The sequence below is a fragment of the Glutamicibacter bergerei genome (assembly GCF_054495185.1).
In genome coordinates, this window is record NZ_CM137131.1 from 941,042 (window position 1) to 957,883 (window position 16,842).

The following is a 16,842-nucleotide window of genomic DNA, read 5'->3' on the forward strand; positions in this document are numbered from 1 at the left end:
GTTTAGGATCCCTGAGATCTGACTGCGCTAGTACATAGCCATCAAAACGGGGCCGTGGCCCCCTAAATCTCAGCCGCTGCGCGTTTGGCCTTGTTCTGCTGTATCCGCCGGTCAATGAGCCACCCTGTTCCAATGAACAGTACCGAAGCAACTGAGGTCGTGATCGCTGAGTACAGTGAAGGATCAGCAGAGGAATTCCAAAAATATGGGCTCCCAAAGGCAACGACTATCATTAAAAAAATTCCAATAAAAACGTACATTCCTGTCCTCTCCCTCTGACAGCCGATACGTGAGCAACGCTCAAAGCAGATTCTTACATCTCAACTTCGACATGCGGATTACGCGAACTTTCGTTAGATGAACTATTTATTCGAGGCTAACAGTCTCACTGAAATCAGTACATCGTCCTTAAGTACTAGGGGGGCGTAACGATGCCTGCTTGGTTGCACTACGGAAAGCTCGTTAGCGACTCGTACCGGCTGGTCTGGGCGAACTTTTGGGTCTGAAACAGGCTACTTGTAGCTGCGTTCTGGCACGTGCAGTAATGCCATGACGCGGTCGACATTCGTGGGAATCTTCCGTGTGGATTTTTTGGATACCAAGATCATCACCACAAAGGCTAGTGGGACGCTCCATGCGGCCGGCTGGCGGAGCATCAACACCCAGAACGAGTCGTTGTTCGGCATCATGCTTGAACCGAGCAGAGCGAGCCCACAGCTTGCAGCACCTGCCAACATGCCGGCAATCGCCCCGCGCGCAGTCAAAGAACGCCACCAGATGCCCAGTAGTAGCAGCGGGCAGATCGTCGACGCGGTAAACGCGAAGACGTTGCCAATAGCACCGGCTAGCGCCAACGAGCTAGTTAGTAAGGCCACAACTACCGGAATCGCTGTGGCAAGTACCGTGGAGATCCTAAAACCGCGCACGGTGCCATTGAAGAACTCCTGTGAAAGTGCTCCGGCCAATGAGACTGCCAACCCGGAGGTGGTAGACAAGAACGCGGCAAACGCGCCCCCCACCACCACGGCGGTCAATAAATCTGCAAGGACCCCGTCAAAGACACTGTGCGGTAAGAGCAAGATGGTGGCATCAGCGTTGGATGCCGAAAGATCTTTGGTGTAGAGAATTCCCAAGACACCCAAGGTGGTCGGCAACAGGTAAAAAACAGAGAGCAGGCAGAGCACTATCGCCGTAGTGGTGCGTGCCGCGTGTCCCGTCGGGTTTGTATAGAAGCGCACCAGAACGTGCGGTAGACCGAGCGTGCCAAAGAGCAGAGCCAGGATAATCGAGATGGTTTCATACAGGCTCATCGAACTGATCGATTTTAATTGCCCAGCAACCGCCGCGGCTCGCTCGGGGACCGAATACTCGGGCAAGACTTGGAAGAGTACAAAAAGTGTGGGGATCACTAAGGCCGCAAGTTTGAACCAGTATTGGAATGCCTGCACAAACGTCACCGAACGCATGCCACCGGATACCACCGTCAGACACACCACCGCGGCGACAATAAGTGGGCCAATCCAGCCAGGGAGCCCGGTGGTAATGGACAGCGTTAATGCCGCCCCATGCATCTGGGGGACGATATATAACCAACAGATGATCACCACCAAGTAGGTGGTGATTTTACGTAGCATGATCGAATCTTCGAAGCGGATCTGGGCAAAGTCCGGAATCGTATAAGCCTGCGACCGGCGCAACGGTGCAGCAACGAATAACAAGAGCATCAAATATCCGGCTGTGTAGCCAATCGGGAACCACAGCCCGGATTGTCCACTGAGCACAATCAGTCCTGCGACGCCCAAGAATGAGGCGGCCGAGAGGTACTCGCCACCGATGGCAGACGCATTCCACCACGGTCGCACGGTACGCGAAGCAACATAAAAGTCACTGGTGGTGCGAGATAGTCGCAGCCCGTAGAAGGCGATCAGCATGGTGGTCAGGCTGACAAGAACCAAAGCCAACACGGAAAACAAGTTAGTCATCGAGAGATACTCCGGTAGCGCCGTTCGTTACGTGTTGCTGCCCGGTTATAAAGCAAGCCGGCAATGATGATCAATGGGTAAATACCTACACCCAAAATCCACCAAGGCAGTGGAATATTAAAGAGCATGATCTGCGAGACCACAGGCCAAAAAACCAAGATCGCGGAGATCCCCACCAGCATGATCAGTAACCCAGCAGCTACGGCCACCGCCAGACGTAGCTGGGAGCTGATCAACTGGCGTACATAAAAGTTCTCGGCGCTCTGCTCGGGCCGCGTAGCGGGGATGTCTAGGCTTGCGTCCTGCGGAGCCTGTACCCGCACACGTTGCGGACGTTGCTGGGCAAAGCGACCTAAAGGTTCGCTCACAATGGACGAACCCGGTTTGCGGCTAGGCGTTCGCGAAGGTAGGGCAGCGCCCGGCGCGAAATCGGCAGTTCAACGCCGTTGACCACTACCGCAGCCTTACCGGTTTGCAACCGCACAGTCTCGATCTTGTCCATGGAGACCAAATAGGAGCGGTGAATGCGCACATAACCGGATTCTGCCCACTGCTGTTCCAAATCGTTGAGCGGTACACGAATCAGGTAGCTGGACTCGCGAGTGTGTAGCCGGGCGTAATCACCTTGAGCCTGTACAAAACCGATTTCGTCACGCGGTATGAGCTTGGTGATGCCACCTTGATCAACGGTGATCATTTCCGGCTTTGCCGGTTCGTCTTCAACCAATTCGCAGATGCGGCGGACGGATTCGGCCAGTCGCTGCGGGCGGATGGGTTTAAGCACGTAGTCGATAGCCGCCAGTTCGAAGGCCTTTAAGGCTTGGTCTTCGTCTGCGGTGACAAATACGATCAGTGGCGGATGAGTGAAACGGGAGATTACTCGGGCAATGTCCAGTCCAGACAGTGCTGGCATGTGGATGTCCAAGAACAGGGCATCTACATCGTTTTCTTCTAAGGCTTTGAGCGCTGCGGCGCCGGAGGTTGCTCGGTGAATTTTTCCGATTCGCGAGTCTTGTCCGAGCAGAAAAGATATTTCTTCTACCGCTGGAAGTTCATCATCGGCAACGACCACATTAATCATGCCTAAAACTCTACCTTTGCTTAGGGCATTACGTCTGGTTCTAAGGTCTGTGGGGGGCGGAACTTCGGGATTCTTAAGGTGATAAGCGTTCCCTCGTCTGGCGCGGTATCGATAATCAGGCCATTGGCGTTGCCATAGAGCTGACGTAGCCTGACATCCACGTTACGCAGTCCCACATGCATATTGACGGTAGTTCCGGCCAAAACAGAGGCTAGCTGCTCTGGATCCATACCTGCCCCGTCGTCTTCGACGCTGATCACCGCGTGTAGTCCGTCCTCGGTGGCGGTAATCGAGATTCTCCCGCCATCGGGGCGTGCTTCCAATCCGTGGTGGACGGCGTTCTCCACTAATGGCTGTAGACAGAGGAAGGGGATTTGGGTGGTAAGTACTTCGGGAGCGATTTGCAAGGAGACCTTGATGCGGTCCCCAAAACGCGCCTTTTCCAACAGCAGGTACCGGTCAATTGCCTCGAGCTCTTCGGCCAAAGTAGTGAATTCACCACGCCGGCGGAACGAATACCGGGTGAAGTCAGCAAATTCAATCACTAGCTCACGTGCCCTGGCCGGATCGGTGTTGATAAATGAGGCAATGGCGTTCAGCGAGTTGTAGATGAAATGTGGGGAGATTTGCGCACGTAGCGCACGCATCTGCGCCTCGAGCAACTTCGCTTTTGACTCGTCGAGTTCTGCGGTGCTGACCTGGGCAGAAACGAAAACCGCTACCTCAGATACGGCGCGTACGAAGCTTGCTCCAGCGCGTTCGGACAACGCAGTCACGGTGCCTACTGCTTGCCCACCGGCCAATATGGGGGCGGCCACAAGATCAAAGCCGGGGGTGCGATGAACTTGCGTTTTCTGACTAGTGATTGCCGAGATGCCGATAGCCTGAGTGCGCTCTTCAAGCCCGGGCGTAAAGTCAATAGCCGAGTCGGTAGCGAGAATTTGTTGGGAATCACTAATCACAAATGCTGAGCAGCCCAGAAGTTTACGTAACGCCTTGGCACTTTTTGCAGCCCCTTCTTCGGTGAGGCCGCGTCCTAGGTGCGGTACCGCTACAGACATATGGTGCAGGGCCTGGAAGGTAGCTTCTTCGGCGTAGGTACCCAGCTCCTTAGTGGAGCGGGAAATCTTAAAACCAAGGTAGCCAACAATGGCGATGCCAACAATCACGATGGTGACGATGAGGGTGATCTGCAACGCGGGAGACATAAGCCCATCCTAAAGCCACCCAATACCGCTAACCGTTCGTCGTTAGGCAACCTGCCGTTGGGCGCAAGAATTTATCCGTTAGGCCACGTATGTTACGCAACCCCTAGTGAGCTGGACACAAATAGCCAATAGTGAACTTAGTCACAACGCACATGTGTGCATCATCACTATTTTGCAATTCGCTCAAGGAGGGCACCAATGAGTGCTGAACCGCAACCCGATGTCTCAGAGGACATTGATTTTGTGGCGGAAAGGGATTCGGAAGAATTCCAGGAACTGCGCAAGACTCACCGCAGCTTCGTTTTCCCCATGGCAATCTTTTTCCTCGTCTGGTATTTCGCTTACGTCTTACTTGCCGACTACTTCCACGACTTCATGTCCATCAAGGTCTTCGGCAACGTCAACATGGGTATCCTTCTTGGCCTGTTGCAGTTTGTCTCAACCTTCGTCATTACCGGCATGTATGTGCACTTCTCCAACAAAAAGCTTGATCCTAAGGCAGCGAAAATTCGTAAGCGCCTTGAAAAAGAGGGCGTGAACTAATGAATTCTTCGCTGATCCTGGCCCAAGCGGCCGAGGCTACCCAGGTGGGTAACCCGCTAGTAAACATTGCGATTTTCGCAGCCTTTGTCGGCATCACTCTGGTGATTGTGCTGAAGGCAAGTAAGAACAACAAAACCGCGGCGGATTATTATGCCGGTGGTCGTTCCTTCACCGGAACCCAAAATGGTACCGCCATCGCCGGCGACTACCTTTCGGCAGCTTCCTTCCTGGGCATTGTTGGCGCGATCGCGATCAACGGGTATGACGGATTCCTTTACTCCATTGGCTTCCTCGTCGCATGGCTTGTCGCACTGCTGCTGGTGGCCGAACTACTGCGTAACACCGGTAAGTTCACCATGGCTGATGTGCTTTCCTTCCGCCTCAAGCAGCGTCCGGTACGTATTGCCGCGGCGATCTCCACTCTTGCCGTATGCGTGTTCTACCTGCTGGCACAGATGGCTGGCGCCGGTGCGCTGGTCTCGCTGTTGCTGGGCATCGATGAGAAGTTTGGCCAGTCACTGGTCATCATCGTCGTGGGCGCATTGATGATCATGTATGTACTGATCGGCGGGATGAAGGGCACCACCTGGGTGCAGATCATCAAGGCCTGCCTGCTGATCGCCGGCGCATTGGTCATGACCATCTGGACTCTGGCACTATTCGATTTCAACTTCTCAGCTCTGCTGGGCAAAGCCGCCGAGGTAGCTGGCAACCCAGAAATTCTGAACCCGGGTATGCAGTACGGTAAGTCCGAAACCTCGAAGCTCGACTTCATCTCCTTGGCCTTGGCCCTGGTGCTTGGTACCGCTGGCCTGCCGCACGTGCTGATGCGCTTCTACACGGTTCCTACCGCGAAGGAAGCTCGCAAGTCCGTAGTTTGGGCGATCTGGTTGATCGGCGCTTTCTACCTGTTCACCCTGGTTCTTGGCTTCGGCGCCGGCGCGCTGATCGGCCCAGACAAGATCAAGGCCGCTCCGGGCGGCGTGAACTCCGCGGCTCCATTGCTGGCCTATGAACTGGGCGGCACCCTGCTGCTGGGTCTGATTTCCGCGGTCGCATTCGCGACGATCCTTGCAGTGGTCGCTGGTCTGACGATTACCGCCGCGGCATCCTTCGCACACGATGTCTACGCTTCGGTGATTGCCAAGGACAAGACGACCCCGGAAAAGGAAATGAAGGTTGCCCGTCGCACGGTGATCGTGATCGGTATCTTCGCTATCGCCGGTGGTATCGGTGCTCAGGGACAGAACGTCGCCTTCTTGGTGGCGCTGGCCTTCGCCGTAGCAGCCTCGGCAAACCTGCCAACGATTCTGTACTCGCTGTTCTGGAAGGGCTTCAAGACGCGTGGCGCGGTGTGGTCCATGTACGGTGGTTTGGGTTCGGCAATCTTGCTGATCATCTTCTCCCCAGTATTCTCCGGATCGCCAACTGCGATGGTTCCAGGCATCGATATCTCCATCTTCCCGCTGGCTAACCCGGGCATTGTGTCCATCCCATTGGCCTTCATTCTCGGTTGGTTGGGTTCGATTACCGATCCAGGTACCGAAGACATCACCAAGCAGGCAGAAATGGAAGTTCGTTCGCTGACCGGTGTGGGTGCCGAGAAGGCAGTTGATCACTAAACGATCAACAATCTAGTTTGTAGGTGAACAACCGGTAGTGGCCGGGACCAGTCGTCAAGACCGGTCCCGGCCACTGCTTTGTGCTGTGGAGAAAATCTACTTTTGGGCCAATAAGCGTTGGACCCGTGGTTTAACCTCGGTGGCCAGTAAGATAATGGATTCTAAGAGGTGTTCTTGCGGTAGGCCACCAATGTCGGTCTGTAAGAAATGGCGCATATGTCCGAGGTAGCCGTGCAAATGCACGATTCGTTCGGCTACCTCATCGGGGGACCCGACGTAGTAGGCGCCCGGGGCTTCGGCTTGGGAATCATAGGCGCGTTTATCCGGTGCCGGCCAGCCCCGTAGTCTGCCCATTTCCACGTTCAAGTTGTACCAACCCGGGTAGAAACGATCCAGCGCTTCTTGTTTTGTGGGTGCGACAAGTCCCAAGGCAGCGACGGAAATCTTCAGGTCTTGTTCATTGCGTCCGGCAGCAGCACCAGACTTCCGGTAGAGCTCAGCGAGCGGGGCAAACCGGTGTGGTGCCCCGCCGATAATTCCGTAGGAGATGGGTAGACCTAATTGACCGGCGCGAGCAGAAGATGCCGCGTTTCCGCCGGTGGCTAGCCAGATGGGCAGCGTTCCTTGAACTGGGCGAGGTACCACGGCGAGGTCGGCTAACGCCGGACGTTTACTGCCAGACCATGTGACATTTTCATTCGTTGAATTGTTGATGGTCATCAGCAGGTCAAGCTTCTGAGCGTAGAGCTCGTCATACTCTTGGAGGTCATATCCAAAGAGCGGAAACGTCTCGACCGAAGAGCCACGGCCGGCGGTAATTTCAACGCGTCCGCCGCCGGAGATGATATCTGCCGTGGCGAACTGTTGGTATACGCGCACCGGGTCATCGGTACTGATAATACTGGCGGCACTTCCTAGGATAATCTGCTTAGTTGCTGCCGCGGCGGCGTTGATCAGTGCGCCAGGAGAAGAAGCTGGCATCGTAGTGGTGTGGTGTTCACCAATACCGAAGTAATCCAGTCCGCTTTGGTCAGCCACCTTGATCGCTTGGAAAAGGTTGGTGATGGCTTGGGCTGTTGAACCTAATGATCCGTCAGAGTTTCGTTGAGTATCACCGAAACTGTAAGAGCCGATTTCCATAAGTTTGCCGTCCTTGGTTACTCGCCGAATTGGTCATCAGATTGAGATTTTGAGTCCGCGAACAGTGCGGATAACTGCGCCGTATCAACGCGGCCGTTGAACAGTGGGTTGCCCGGTTCGAATTGGCGGCCAGCACTGAGCGCTCCGGCATCAACGCAGTCGAATCCGAGTCGGTGGATGAAGTCCAGGACATTAGCTTTAGCTTGTGCATTATCTCCGGCGACGGCAAGAGCCCGGCGGCCTGTGGTGTGCGCAGGCGAGGCATCAGGTTCCAGCTCGTGGTAACCAACGTGGTGAGAGGACTTTGTAACGTGGGAGCCGGAATGATGTCCTGCGACGACCTGGCTGGAAGGCAAAAGTGGCTGGGCAAAATCTGCAATCTGGCCGTCGGCTCCAGCCCAGTAGTTCATGGCGTCTACGACGGTTTTCCCATGCAACGCTTGGGCATCGAGCGGCGTGTATTTATGCAGCGGCATTGCCATAATCACTATGTCGGTGGAGGCTACTTCGCCTGCCGAGACCGCTTCCGCGCCCGGCGCCGAGGATGCCAATGGTTTGTGTTGATCGACCGGTTTCTTGCATGACGAGCTGAGCCGCCTTTCAGCAATTTGTTCTGTAAAGCAGACTATATTGATAACAGAACATCTGTGCAACCCCGTAAATTCGGATATGCTGGTGATCATGAGTACCTCACGCACTGCCGCGCACCATAACGACACCGCCCTCGGCGATTTCCTGCCCGGAGACCTTGGGTGGCATCTCGGAATGATCTTGCGTGGACACCAACTGGCGCTTACGCACTGCGTGGGGGATCTGCCAGGTTCGGTGCGTGGGTTTCAGCTGCTCTCCACGGTGGTCCATCGTGACCCCGCCAACCAACAGGCGCTCGGTGCCCATCTTGGAATTGACCGCACAGTGCTGACCTATCTCATCGATGACCTCGTTGAGGCCCTGCTGGTGGAAAGAGTGCCTGCACCGAGTGATCGACGAGCGCGCAAGATTATTGCAACACCACACGGTAAAGAGCGGTTGAAAGAACTCGAAAATAAAGTGCGTGAGGCGGAGGCAGAACTTTTGGTAGGCCTGAATGTAGAGCAATCCGCGCAATTAGCGCATCTGGTCTCGGAGCTTTCGACAAGTATTCATCGGGCGCAACCGGGGATGAACCCTTGCGAAGCGATGGATGCGCTGGGGTAACTAGTGCCTTCTTAGCCGCGCTTGCCCTCCAAATCTTGGGCCAGCGAGAGCTCAATGAGTTTAGTGGTGCGATAAGGAACTAGCTCAGCCATGGATAGGGCCGAATCGGCGCGGTTGACTCCTTCGATATTCAACAGCAACCCATGCACGCGGAAAAGTTCCTCGGCGTTTGCGGCTGCGGCACGCACTAAAACATCGGCCGAACCGGTCAGCCCATGAGCTTCTAAAACTTCGGGGATCTGCGCCAACTTCTTGGCAATCTCCTCCAAATGACGTTGGTCCACGTGCAGCTCAATAAAGGACAACAAGCCAAAGCCCAGAACCGTCGGTGGGATCCGTCGATCTATGGGGGAGAGGACTTCGGTTTCTAAACGATTGAGTCTTGACTGCACGGTATTTCTGCCCAAGCCAAGCGCTGTTGCCAGCGATGAAGCGGTTCTTCGGGTGAGCTTTGATAGCGAGAGCAGGATTCGTCGATCAGTGGTGTCTAAAGGTTGCATAATGCGCACATTAGCACCCGCTCACGGGTCTGGATAGTGCGTTTTGCTTTATTTACTTTCTTGCCATTGTGCAACTTGCGCCATGTGAGTAGCATCACAGGTAAGTGGTCGCGCTGAATTAGCCGTCCACCACTGACTACGCGAGAGTAAGGATGCCGATCGTGTCCACCCAGCACATCGACGTAGCCGCCGGATGCCTACCCACGCACCAGCTGCTCAACGTCTCTGGAGAACGAACTCCAGACGAAGAACTAGACCATCATCTGACCGGGCTCACCGAGCAAGACCTGGCAGATTTCCTCCGCGACATGGTTGTCTTGCGTCGCCTAGATAATGAGGCCACGGCGCTGCAACGCCAAGGACAGTTGGGCCTCTGGGCGCCATTGCTTGGCCAAGAAGCTGCCCAAATTGGTTCAATCCGCGCCACCGAAGATACCGACTTCATTTTCCCTTCCTACCGTGAGCACGGAGTTGCCTGGGCCCGAGGCGTTAAAGCCGAAGATCTGCTCAGCGTCTGGCGCGGTGCCACCGCCAGCGGTTGGGACCCTCATGAGGTAAATATTGCTTGCCAGCAGATTGTCATTGGATCTCAGGCGTTGCACGCCGCCGGGTATGGCATGGGCATCAAATTTGATGGTGGTAAAGAAGTTGCAGTGGCCTACTTTGGGGACGGGGCGACCAGCCAAGGCGACGTCAACGAAGCGCTGGTCTTCGCCGCGAGCTACCAGGCGCCGGTGCTGTTCTTCTGCCAGAACAACCAGTGGGCCATCTCCGAGCCGGTCGGCTTGCAGAGCCGCACGCAGATTGCTGACCGTGCCAGTGGATTTGGCGTCAAGACCTGGCGGGTGGACGGCAACGACGTACTCGCGGTTTATGCAGCCACCAAGGCCGCGCTGGCACACGCTCGTCATGGACTAGGCCCAACCTTTATCGAGGCAGTGACCTACCGTATGGGTTCGCATACCACCGCCGATGATCCCACTCGTTACCGAAAAAATGAGCAGGTTGAAGAGTGGCGGGCCAAGGATCCTATTGATCGATTGGTCAATCACCTGACGGTGCTCGGCGCTGATGTGCAGTCCTACCAGCAGCGAGCCCAGAATGCAGCGGACAAACTAGCTGCCGAGCTACGTGAGGCCATCACCACGATGCCCGATCCTGAACCACATGAACTTTTTGATCATGTGTATGCCGAAGAGCATGAACCAAGCCGCAGGGAGCGGGACACCTACCTGCAGTACCTAACAAATTTCCAGGATGGTGGACTATGAGCGTTTCAATGATGAAGGCGCTAAACCAGTCCTTGCGTGACGCGCTGACCGAAGACGAAAAGGTCATACTGCTCGGCGAAGACATTGGCACCCTCGGCGGCGTATTCCGCATTACCGACGGGCTGAAAGACGAATTTGGCGAGCATCGGGTGGTTGACACACCACTTGCCGAATCCGGGATCGTCGGTAGCGCCATCGGTTTGGCCTACCGTGGTTACCGTCCAGTGGTGGAGATCCAATTTGATGGATTCACATACCCCGCCTTTGATCAGTTGGTTTCACAGCTGGCAAAGATGCACTTCCGTTCACGGGGCCGGGTGAAAATGCCGGTGACCGTGCGTATTCCATATGGCGGCGGAATCGGCTCTCCGGAACATCACTCGGAATCTCCGGAAGCTTATTTCTCCCACACCGCAGGATTGCGAGTTTTTGCGCCGTCCAGCGTGGAAGATGCCTACGTGATGTTGCGTCAAGCGATTGCTTGCGATGATCCGGTGATCTTTTTTGAACCAAAACGCCGGTATCACGAAAAAGCAGACATTGACCTAAAGACCCCGGAGAAGACCGGTTCGCCCAAGGCAAAGGTGCTTCATCAGGGACAAGACGTCACCGTGGTGGGATATGGCCCCACCGTTTATACCCTCAACGATGCGGTGTTAGCAGCCGAAGATGAAGGCGTGAGCCTAGAGGTTATCGACCTACGTTGCCTGGACCCATTGGACATGGACACCGTAGCCGAATCGGTCAAGCACACCGGAAAACTTGTGGTGGTCCACGAAGCGAGCAGGACTTCGGGAATTGGTGCGGAGATTTGTGCACAAATCACCGAGACCTGTTTCGACTACCTAGAACATGCACCATTGCGCGTGACTGGATTTGATATTCCGTATCCACCTTCACGGCTTGAATCACATCATTTGCCAGACCTGGACAAGGTAATGCATGCCGTGGATAAGGTCATGCGCCGCGACGAGACACACACCGGAGGTGCCAAGTGATGGCTCCCAATACTTTTAAGTTGCCAGATCTAGGTGAAGGATTAACCGAATCCGAAGTTTTGAACTGGAAAATTCAGGTCGGCGAGCATGTCACGCTGAACCAGATCATCGCCGAGGTAGAAACCGCGAAAGCCGTCGTCGAGCTTCCTTCGCCATTTGCCGGAATCGTGCAGAAATTGCATGCCTCCGCCGGTGAGGTAGTCCCTGTGGGTGGACCATTGGTGACTTTTGGAGATGAGGCACCCGACGCGGAGACCGATACTCCAAATGCGGATAAGGATGTCACCGGGGATAGCGGCAGGACCCCGACACTTGTGGGCTACGGAGCACCAGCAAGCAGCGGAAGCCGCCCGTCTCGCCGATCACGCCCGGTACGGAATCAGCCGGTCACGCTGGAGTCGCAGGCCACCGCGAGCCCGGATACGGCGCAACAGGTGAAGTCGGCGGATACAGGCGCTCGCCGGACTGCTACGCGCAGTACTCCGCCGGTGCGCAAGCTTGCCAGGGATCATGGCATCGAGATTTCATCCGTCGCAGGTACTGGTGCCGACGGCGCCGTGTTGCGCAGCGATATTGAAGCCTTGATTGGAATGCCTGAGCAGGCTGCGTCCCAGCCAGCTGAAGCTACTGCAGTTCTGGCTGGGGACCGAAGAATAAAAATTAGCGCGGTGCGCCGTGCCACGGCAAAGGCGATGGTGGAGTCGGCATTCACTGCTCCGCATGCCACCGAATTTCTAACCGTAGATCTGACCGAGTCAATGAAGCTTGTCGAGAAGCTGCGCAGGCACCCCTTGCTCAGAGACGTGAAGCTCAACATCACGACCTTGACTTCGTTGATCGTGACCCGCTTGCTGGGCACCTACCGCGCGCTCAACTCACGGTGGGATGAAGCAAACGCAGAGATTATCGAGTTCGGCTCGGTGCATTTGGGTATGGCTGTGGCCAGTGATCGTGGACTGCTAGTGCCGGTGGTCAAGGATGCGCAGTCAAAATCCTTGCATGATTTAGCCGAAGAGCTAACTCAAATTATTGAATTGGGCCGGGCAGGGAAGCTCTCTCCGGCGCAACTTAGCGGCGGAACCTTCTCGATTACGAACGTTGGAGTGTTTGGCGTGGACGCCGGCACCCCGATTTTACCTCCGGGGCAGTCCGGAATTCTTGCCCTTGGACAGGTCAAGCGCCGTCCGTGGGAGTTCGAGGATCAAGTGGCCTTACGCCACACCTCAACGTTGGCGTTGTCCTTCGACCATCGAGTAGTCGATGGCAAGGAAGCTAGCGAGTTCCTCGCTGGCCTCGGCGCAGTGCTGGAGGACCCGGGGATGATGAATATTTTTATTTAATTCCTCCTGACCTTTCATGTGATGAAAATTAAAATATCTGGTTGATCAGATCAACCTCAAGTACTACTTTCATATTTATTCATTGGTTGTTTCGCAATATTTGATGTAATCTCGTTCACTACGTGCTATAGCTCACTTTTGAGGCGCACGGCATCTGTGAATTGCAGAAGCAGCAACGAACTTTTGAGGAGAAGAAAGATGCGATACTCGCACGCATCGAAGGCGCTGGTTTTGTCCGCTGCCTTGGCATTGACACTAACCGCCTGTGGCGGAGGGACCCCGGAGGAATCTGCCAACGGCGGTTCCGAGGGCGATGCCACCAAGGTCATCACCGCTAACACCACCGAACCACAGAACGGCCTATTGCCGGCAAACACCAACGAAGTTGGTGGCGGCCGTGTGATGGACCTGATCTTCACCGGACTGGTCAGCTATGACGCCAAGGGCAAGCCTGTTAATGAGATCGCGGAATCGATTGAAACAACAGATTCCCAGAACTACACCATCAAGCTCGTTCCAGGTCACACCTTCTCCGACGGCTCCCCAGTCACCGCTGCTTCATTCGTAGATGCCTGGAACTTCGGTGCAGCCGCTAAAAACGCGCAGTTGAACTCCTACTTCTTCGAATCCATCAAGGGTTACGACGAAGTCAGCGCTGAGAATGCGAAGACCGAGGAGATGGAAGGGTTGAAGGTTGTCGATGACAATACCTTCACCGTTGAACTGAGCCAGCCGGAGTCTGACTTCCCGCTACGTCTTGGTTACACCGCCTTCATGCCTCTTCCAGAAGCAGCCTTCAAGGATCCAAAGGCATACGGCGAAGCGCCTGTCAGCAACGGACCATACAAGTTGACCGAGTGGAACCATGACGTCAACCTGAAGCTTGAAGTTAACGAGTCCTACGAAGGACCTCGTAAGGCTGCCAACGGCGGTATCGACTTCAAGGTTTATCAGTCCACGGAATCCGCATACCAGGACATCATGGCCGGTAACTTGGACGTACTGGACCAGATTCCACCATCAGCACTGGCGAACTACCAGTCCGATCTGGGTGACCGTTCGGTCAACGCTCCATATGCAGGTAACGCAACCATCACCATCTCTGGTTACTTGGATCACTTCAAGCAGGGCGAAGAAGGTAACCTGCGTCGTGCAGCGATCTCACGTTCCATTGACCGTCAGCAGATCATCGACAAGGTCTACTTCGGTGGCAAGGTAAAGGCCGAAGAATTCACCGCACCTGTGCTTGAAGGCTACAGTGCCGACATTCCAGGTAGCGAAGTTCTCGACTTCGATGCCGACGCAGCCAAAAAGCTGTGGGATGAAGCCAACGCCATTGAAAGCTGGGATGACTCAGAAGAGTTCTCCATCGGTTACAACGTTGACGGAGCCGGTAACAAGGAATTCGTTGAAGCTGTAGCTAACCAGGTCAAGAACACCTTGGGCATCAATGCTGTAGCTAAGCCTTACACCTCCTTCAAGGCGTTGCGCGATGACGTTACCAAGAAGAAGATGACCGGCGCACACCGCTCCGGTTGGCAGGCAGACTACCCATCGATGTACAACTTCCTCGGTGCGCTCTACGGCACGGGTGCAGGTTCCAACGATGGCGATTACTCGAACAAGGACTTCGACAACAAGCTCAAGGAAGGTCTTGCCGCAACCGATCCGGCCGAGGGCGCGAAGATCTTCAACGAGTCGCAGGAAATCCTCTTCAAGGATCTGCCAGCTATCCCACTGTGGTACCAGGCAGTCCAGGGCGGTTGGAGCGAGAATGTTTCAAACGTCGAGTTCGGTTGGAACGGTGTTCCAATCTACAACGCCATCACCGGCAAATAGATTCACTAGCTAAGTCGCCTAGTTAGGTCCGACTCAGTTGAAAATGTCTCAGGGAGACCCGGCAACATCAGGGTCTCCCTTTGGCGTGTCAGTCCTCCCTCTCTATCTGAACGTCTGGTTAATTCCGACGGAAAGAGGAAATAAAAATGGCCACGTGCCTTGCAACGTCTCGAGGTGAGACGCACTCATGCTAGCTTTTACGCTCAAGCGATTCTTGCAGCTGATTCCGGTGTTTATCGGTGCCACGCTGCTCGTATACTTCTTGGTCTTCGCGACCCCCGGAGACCCAATCTCCGCACTATCCGGTGGCAAGCCAATGACGCCGGCCGTCGAATCTGCGCTACGTGCCCAGTACAACCTTGATCAGCCATTCTGGGTTCAATACGGTTTGTATTTGAAGAACTTGGTTACCCTGGATCTGGGTATGTCCTTCTCTGGCCAGGAAGTCCGAGACCTCCTGGCCCGTGCATTCCCAGTTACCGCACGACTGGCAGTGATGGCATTGGCCATCGAAGCAGTCTTCGGCATTTTCTTCGGTGTTATCGCCGGCATGCGCAAAGGCAAGGCCTTTGACTCCACATTGCTGATTCTTTCGCTGATTGTGATCGCAATTCCTACCTTCGTCCTCGGTTTTGTGTTGCAGTTCGTTGTGGGTGTGAAGCTTGAGTGGGCCAAGCCAACGGTGTCCGGTGGAGCAACGTGGGGCGAACTCATTCTTCCCGCCGTGGTACTTGGTCTAGTCTCCTTCGCCTATGTCCTGCGTCTGACCCGTACCTCGATTATCGAGAACAAACACGCGGACTACGTCCGCACCGCAACAGCCAAGGGACTAAGCCGCGGACGTGTAATTAACGTACACATCCTGCGAAACTCGCTGATTCCGGTCGTCACCTTCTTGGGTGCCGACTTGGGATCGCTCATGGGTGGCGCGATTGTGACCGAGGGTATCTTCAACGTTCCCGGAGTCGGTAACCTGCTGTACCGCGCAATCCTGAAGGGTGAAACCCCCACGGTGGTCGCAGTGGTCGGTGTGCTCGTGATCGTCTTCGTGCTCGCCAACCTCATCGTAGACATGCTTTACGCCCTGCTTGACCCAAGGATCCGTTATGCCTGAGAACCAGAATCAAAATCCTGAGGCCGGATTGCCTATCAGCAAGATCCGTGCCGGAAAAGTTTCTAAATACGCTATTCCGCACTTCGTTGCACCACTTGATGAGACGCCGCTACACGGTGTCGATGCGGTCAAGGAAACCGGTAAGCCACTATCCATGTGGGCAGAAGCCTGGCGTTCGCTACGCAAACGCCCGCTGTTTATCATTTCCGCCGTGTTAATTGTTTTGGTGGTCGTTATTGCGGCGATTCCTGGGGTATTCTCATCGGCTGATCCGCGATTCTGTGACCTTCAATTTTCTAATGAAGGCGCAAGCGCCGGCCACCCGATGGGTTATAACTTCCAAGGTTGCGACGTCTACGCACGTGCCATCCACGGAACGCGCGCCTCGCTGATGGTCGGTATTTTCACCACGCTTTTTGTGGTTCTGCTCGGTGGCACCATCGGCGCCCTCGCCGGATTCTACGGTGGCTGGTTGGATACTATTCTCGCTCGTCTAGGTGACATCTTCTTTGCACTTCCAATGGTGCTTGGAGCCATCATTGTGATGCAGCTTCCCGCATTCCGCGACAATAAAAGTGTATGGACAGTTATCATCACGCTCTCCATTTTTGGTTGGCCGCAGGTCGCTCGTATTACTCGTGGTGCGGTGCTCGAAGCCCGCAATGCAGACTTTGTTAAGGCCTCTCGCGCTTTGGGACTGTCTCGCGGTAAATCATTGCTCAAGCACGTGATCCCGAATGCTATGGCACCGGTGATCGTGGTCGCGACCGTAAACCTTGGTGTGTACATTGTCGCCGAGGCGACGCTATCCTTCCTTGGTCTGGGACTTCCAGGCACCGTGATGAGCTGGGGTAACGATATTTCCGCGGCTAAGGATCAGCTGCGTAATAACCCGATGATGTTGATGTGGCCTGCAATGTTCTTGTCAGTCACTGTTTTGAGCTTCATTATGCTCGGCGATGCAGTGCGTGATGCGCTGGATCCTAAGTCTCGAAAGGGGAACTAAC

General features: G+C 55.0%; 16 protein-coding genes. 9 read left to right on the forward strand and 7 right to left on the reverse strand.

All coding sequences use genetic code 11. The features are described 5' to 3' along the window. Positions 1-512: 512 nt before the first annotated feature. From ACX5K5_RS04385 to ACX5K5_RS04400, 4 genes are read right to left on the reverse strand one after another with little or no spacing between them, the layout of a single operon-like run. A complete protein-coding gene (locus ACX5K5_RS04385) occupies positions 513-1,982 on the reverse strand; it encodes a sodium/solute symporter (protein WP_459175082.1) in 1,470 nt (489 codons plus the stop codon). Next, on the reverse strand, positions 1,979-2,350 hold the full coding sequence (locus ACX5K5_RS04390) for a hypothetical protein (RefSeq protein ID WP_229677046.1): 372 nt from the start codon (positions 2,348-2,350) through the stop codon (positions 1,979-1,981). The genes ACX5K5_RS04385 and ACX5K5_RS04390 overlap by 4 nt, the downstream gene beginning before the upstream one ends. Next, complete coding sequence (locus ACX5K5_RS04395; protein WP_443447163.1) at positions 2,347-3,063, reverse strand: LytR/AlgR family response regulator transcription factor; 717 nt, start codon at positions 3,061-3,063, stop codon at positions 2,347-2,349. The genes ACX5K5_RS04390 and ACX5K5_RS04395 overlap by 4 nt, the downstream gene beginning before the upstream one ends. 20 nt (positions 3,064-3,083) lie before the next feature. Beyond that, complete coding sequence (locus ACX5K5_RS04400; protein WP_459175083.1) at positions 3,084-4,271, reverse strand: sensor histidine kinase; 1,188 nt, start codon at positions 4,269-4,271, stop codon at positions 3,084-3,086. Positions 4,272-4,469: 198 nt separating this feature from the next. Here ACX5K5_RS04400 and ACX5K5_RS04405 point away from each other — a divergent pair, with 198 nt between their 5' ends. Both ACX5K5_RS04405 and ACX5K5_RS04410 read left to right on the forward strand, forming a co-directional pair. Continuing rightward, on the forward strand, positions 4,470-4,814 hold the full coding sequence (locus ACX5K5_RS04405; RefSeq protein ID WP_096256751.1) for a DUF485 domain-containing protein: 345 nt from the start codon (positions 4,470-4,472) through the stop codon (positions 4,812-4,814). Further along, the gene (locus ACX5K5_RS04410; RefSeq protein ID WP_096256752.1) at positions 4,814-6,436 is read left to right on the forward strand and encodes a monocarboxylic acid transporter; all 1,623 of its coding nucleotides are present in this window, start codon (positions 4,814-4,816) and stop codon (positions 6,434-6,436) included. The genes ACX5K5_RS04405 and ACX5K5_RS04410 overlap by 1 nt, the downstream gene beginning before the upstream one ends. Before the next feature lie 96 nt (positions 6,437-6,532). Here the strand turns inward: ACX5K5_RS04410 and ACX5K5_RS04415 are convergent, their stop codons facing one another. Further along, positions 6,533-7,576 carry an LLM class flavin-dependent oxidoreductase gene (locus ACX5K5_RS04415; RefSeq protein WP_096256753.1) on the reverse strand — a complete coding sequence of 348 codons (1,044 nt, stop codon included), beginning with the start codon at positions 7,574-7,576 and terminating at the stop codon, positions 6,533-6,535. A gap of 17 nt (positions 7,577-7,593) precedes the next feature. Beyond that, the gene (locus ACX5K5_RS04420; RefSeq protein ID WP_096256754.1) at positions 7,594-8,127 is read right to left on the reverse strand and encodes an NADPH-dependent F420 reductase; all 534 of its coding nucleotides are present in this window, start codon (positions 8,125-8,127) and stop codon (positions 7,594-7,596) included. A 130-nt stretch (positions 8,128-8,257) separates the two neighbouring features. Between ACX5K5_RS04420 and ACX5K5_RS04425 the strand changes: the two genes are divergently transcribed. After that, a complete protein-coding gene (locus ACX5K5_RS04425) occupies positions 8,258-8,773 on the forward strand; it encodes a MarR family winged helix-turn-helix transcriptional regulator (RefSeq protein WP_170947886.1) in 516 nt (171 codons plus the stop codon). Between the two features lie 11 nt (positions 8,774-8,784). Here ACX5K5_RS04425 and ACX5K5_RS04430 read toward each other — a convergent pair whose 3' ends face one another. Next, on the reverse strand, positions 8,785-9,273 hold the full coding sequence (locus ACX5K5_RS04430) for an Lrp/AsnC family transcriptional regulator (protein ID WP_459175084.1): 489 nt from the start codon (positions 9,271-9,273) through the stop codon (positions 8,785-8,787). 152 nt (positions 9,274-9,425) lie between these two features. Here ACX5K5_RS04430 and pdhA point away from each other — a divergent pair, with 152 nt between their 5' ends. The 6 genes from pdhA (at position 9,426) to ACX5K5_RS04460 (ending at position 16,841) form a co-directional block, all read left to right on the forward strand. Then, the gene (gene pdhA / locus ACX5K5_RS04435; RefSeq protein WP_141392965.1) at positions 9,426-10,544 is read left to right on the forward strand and encodes a pyruvate dehydrogenase (acetyl-transferring) E1 component subunit alpha; all 1,119 of its coding nucleotides are present in this window, start codon (positions 9,426-9,428) and stop codon (positions 10,542-10,544) included. Beyond that, positions 10,541-11,542, forward strand: coding sequence for an alpha-ketoacid dehydrogenase subunit beta (locus ACX5K5_RS04440; RefSeq protein ID WP_096256757.1), 1,002 nt, complete (start codon positions 10,541-10,543; stop codon positions 11,540-11,542). The genes pdhA and ACX5K5_RS04440 overlap by 4 nt, the downstream gene beginning before the upstream one ends. Beyond that, the gene (locus ACX5K5_RS04445) at positions 11,542-12,882 is read left to right on the forward strand and encodes a dihydrolipoamide acetyltransferase family protein (protein ID WP_459175085.1); all 1,341 of its coding nucleotides are present in this window, start codon (positions 11,542-11,544) and stop codon (positions 12,880-12,882) included. The genes ACX5K5_RS04440 and ACX5K5_RS04445 overlap by 1 nt, the downstream gene beginning before the upstream one ends. Positions 12,883-13,080: 198 nt before the next feature. Next, on the forward strand, positions 13,081-14,721 hold the full coding sequence (locus tag ACX5K5_RS04450; protein WP_346059626.1) for a peptide ABC transporter substrate-binding protein: 1,641 nt from the start codon (positions 13,081-13,083) through the stop codon (positions 14,719-14,721). A 187-nt stretch (positions 14,722-14,908) separates the two neighbouring features. After that, positions 14,909-15,835: an ABC transporter permease gene (locus ACX5K5_RS04455; protein WP_459175086.1), complete on the forward strand. Its 927-nt coding sequence runs from the start codon at positions 14,909-14,911 to the stop codon at positions 15,833-15,835. Beyond that, on the forward strand, positions 15,828-16,841 hold the full coding sequence (locus ACX5K5_RS04460) for an ABC transporter permease (protein ID WP_459175087.1): 1,014 nt from the start codon (positions 15,828-15,830) through the stop codon (positions 16,839-16,841). The genes ACX5K5_RS04455 and ACX5K5_RS04460 overlap by 8 nt, the downstream gene beginning before the upstream one ends. The last annotated feature ends 1 nt before the right edge of the window (position 16,842 follow it).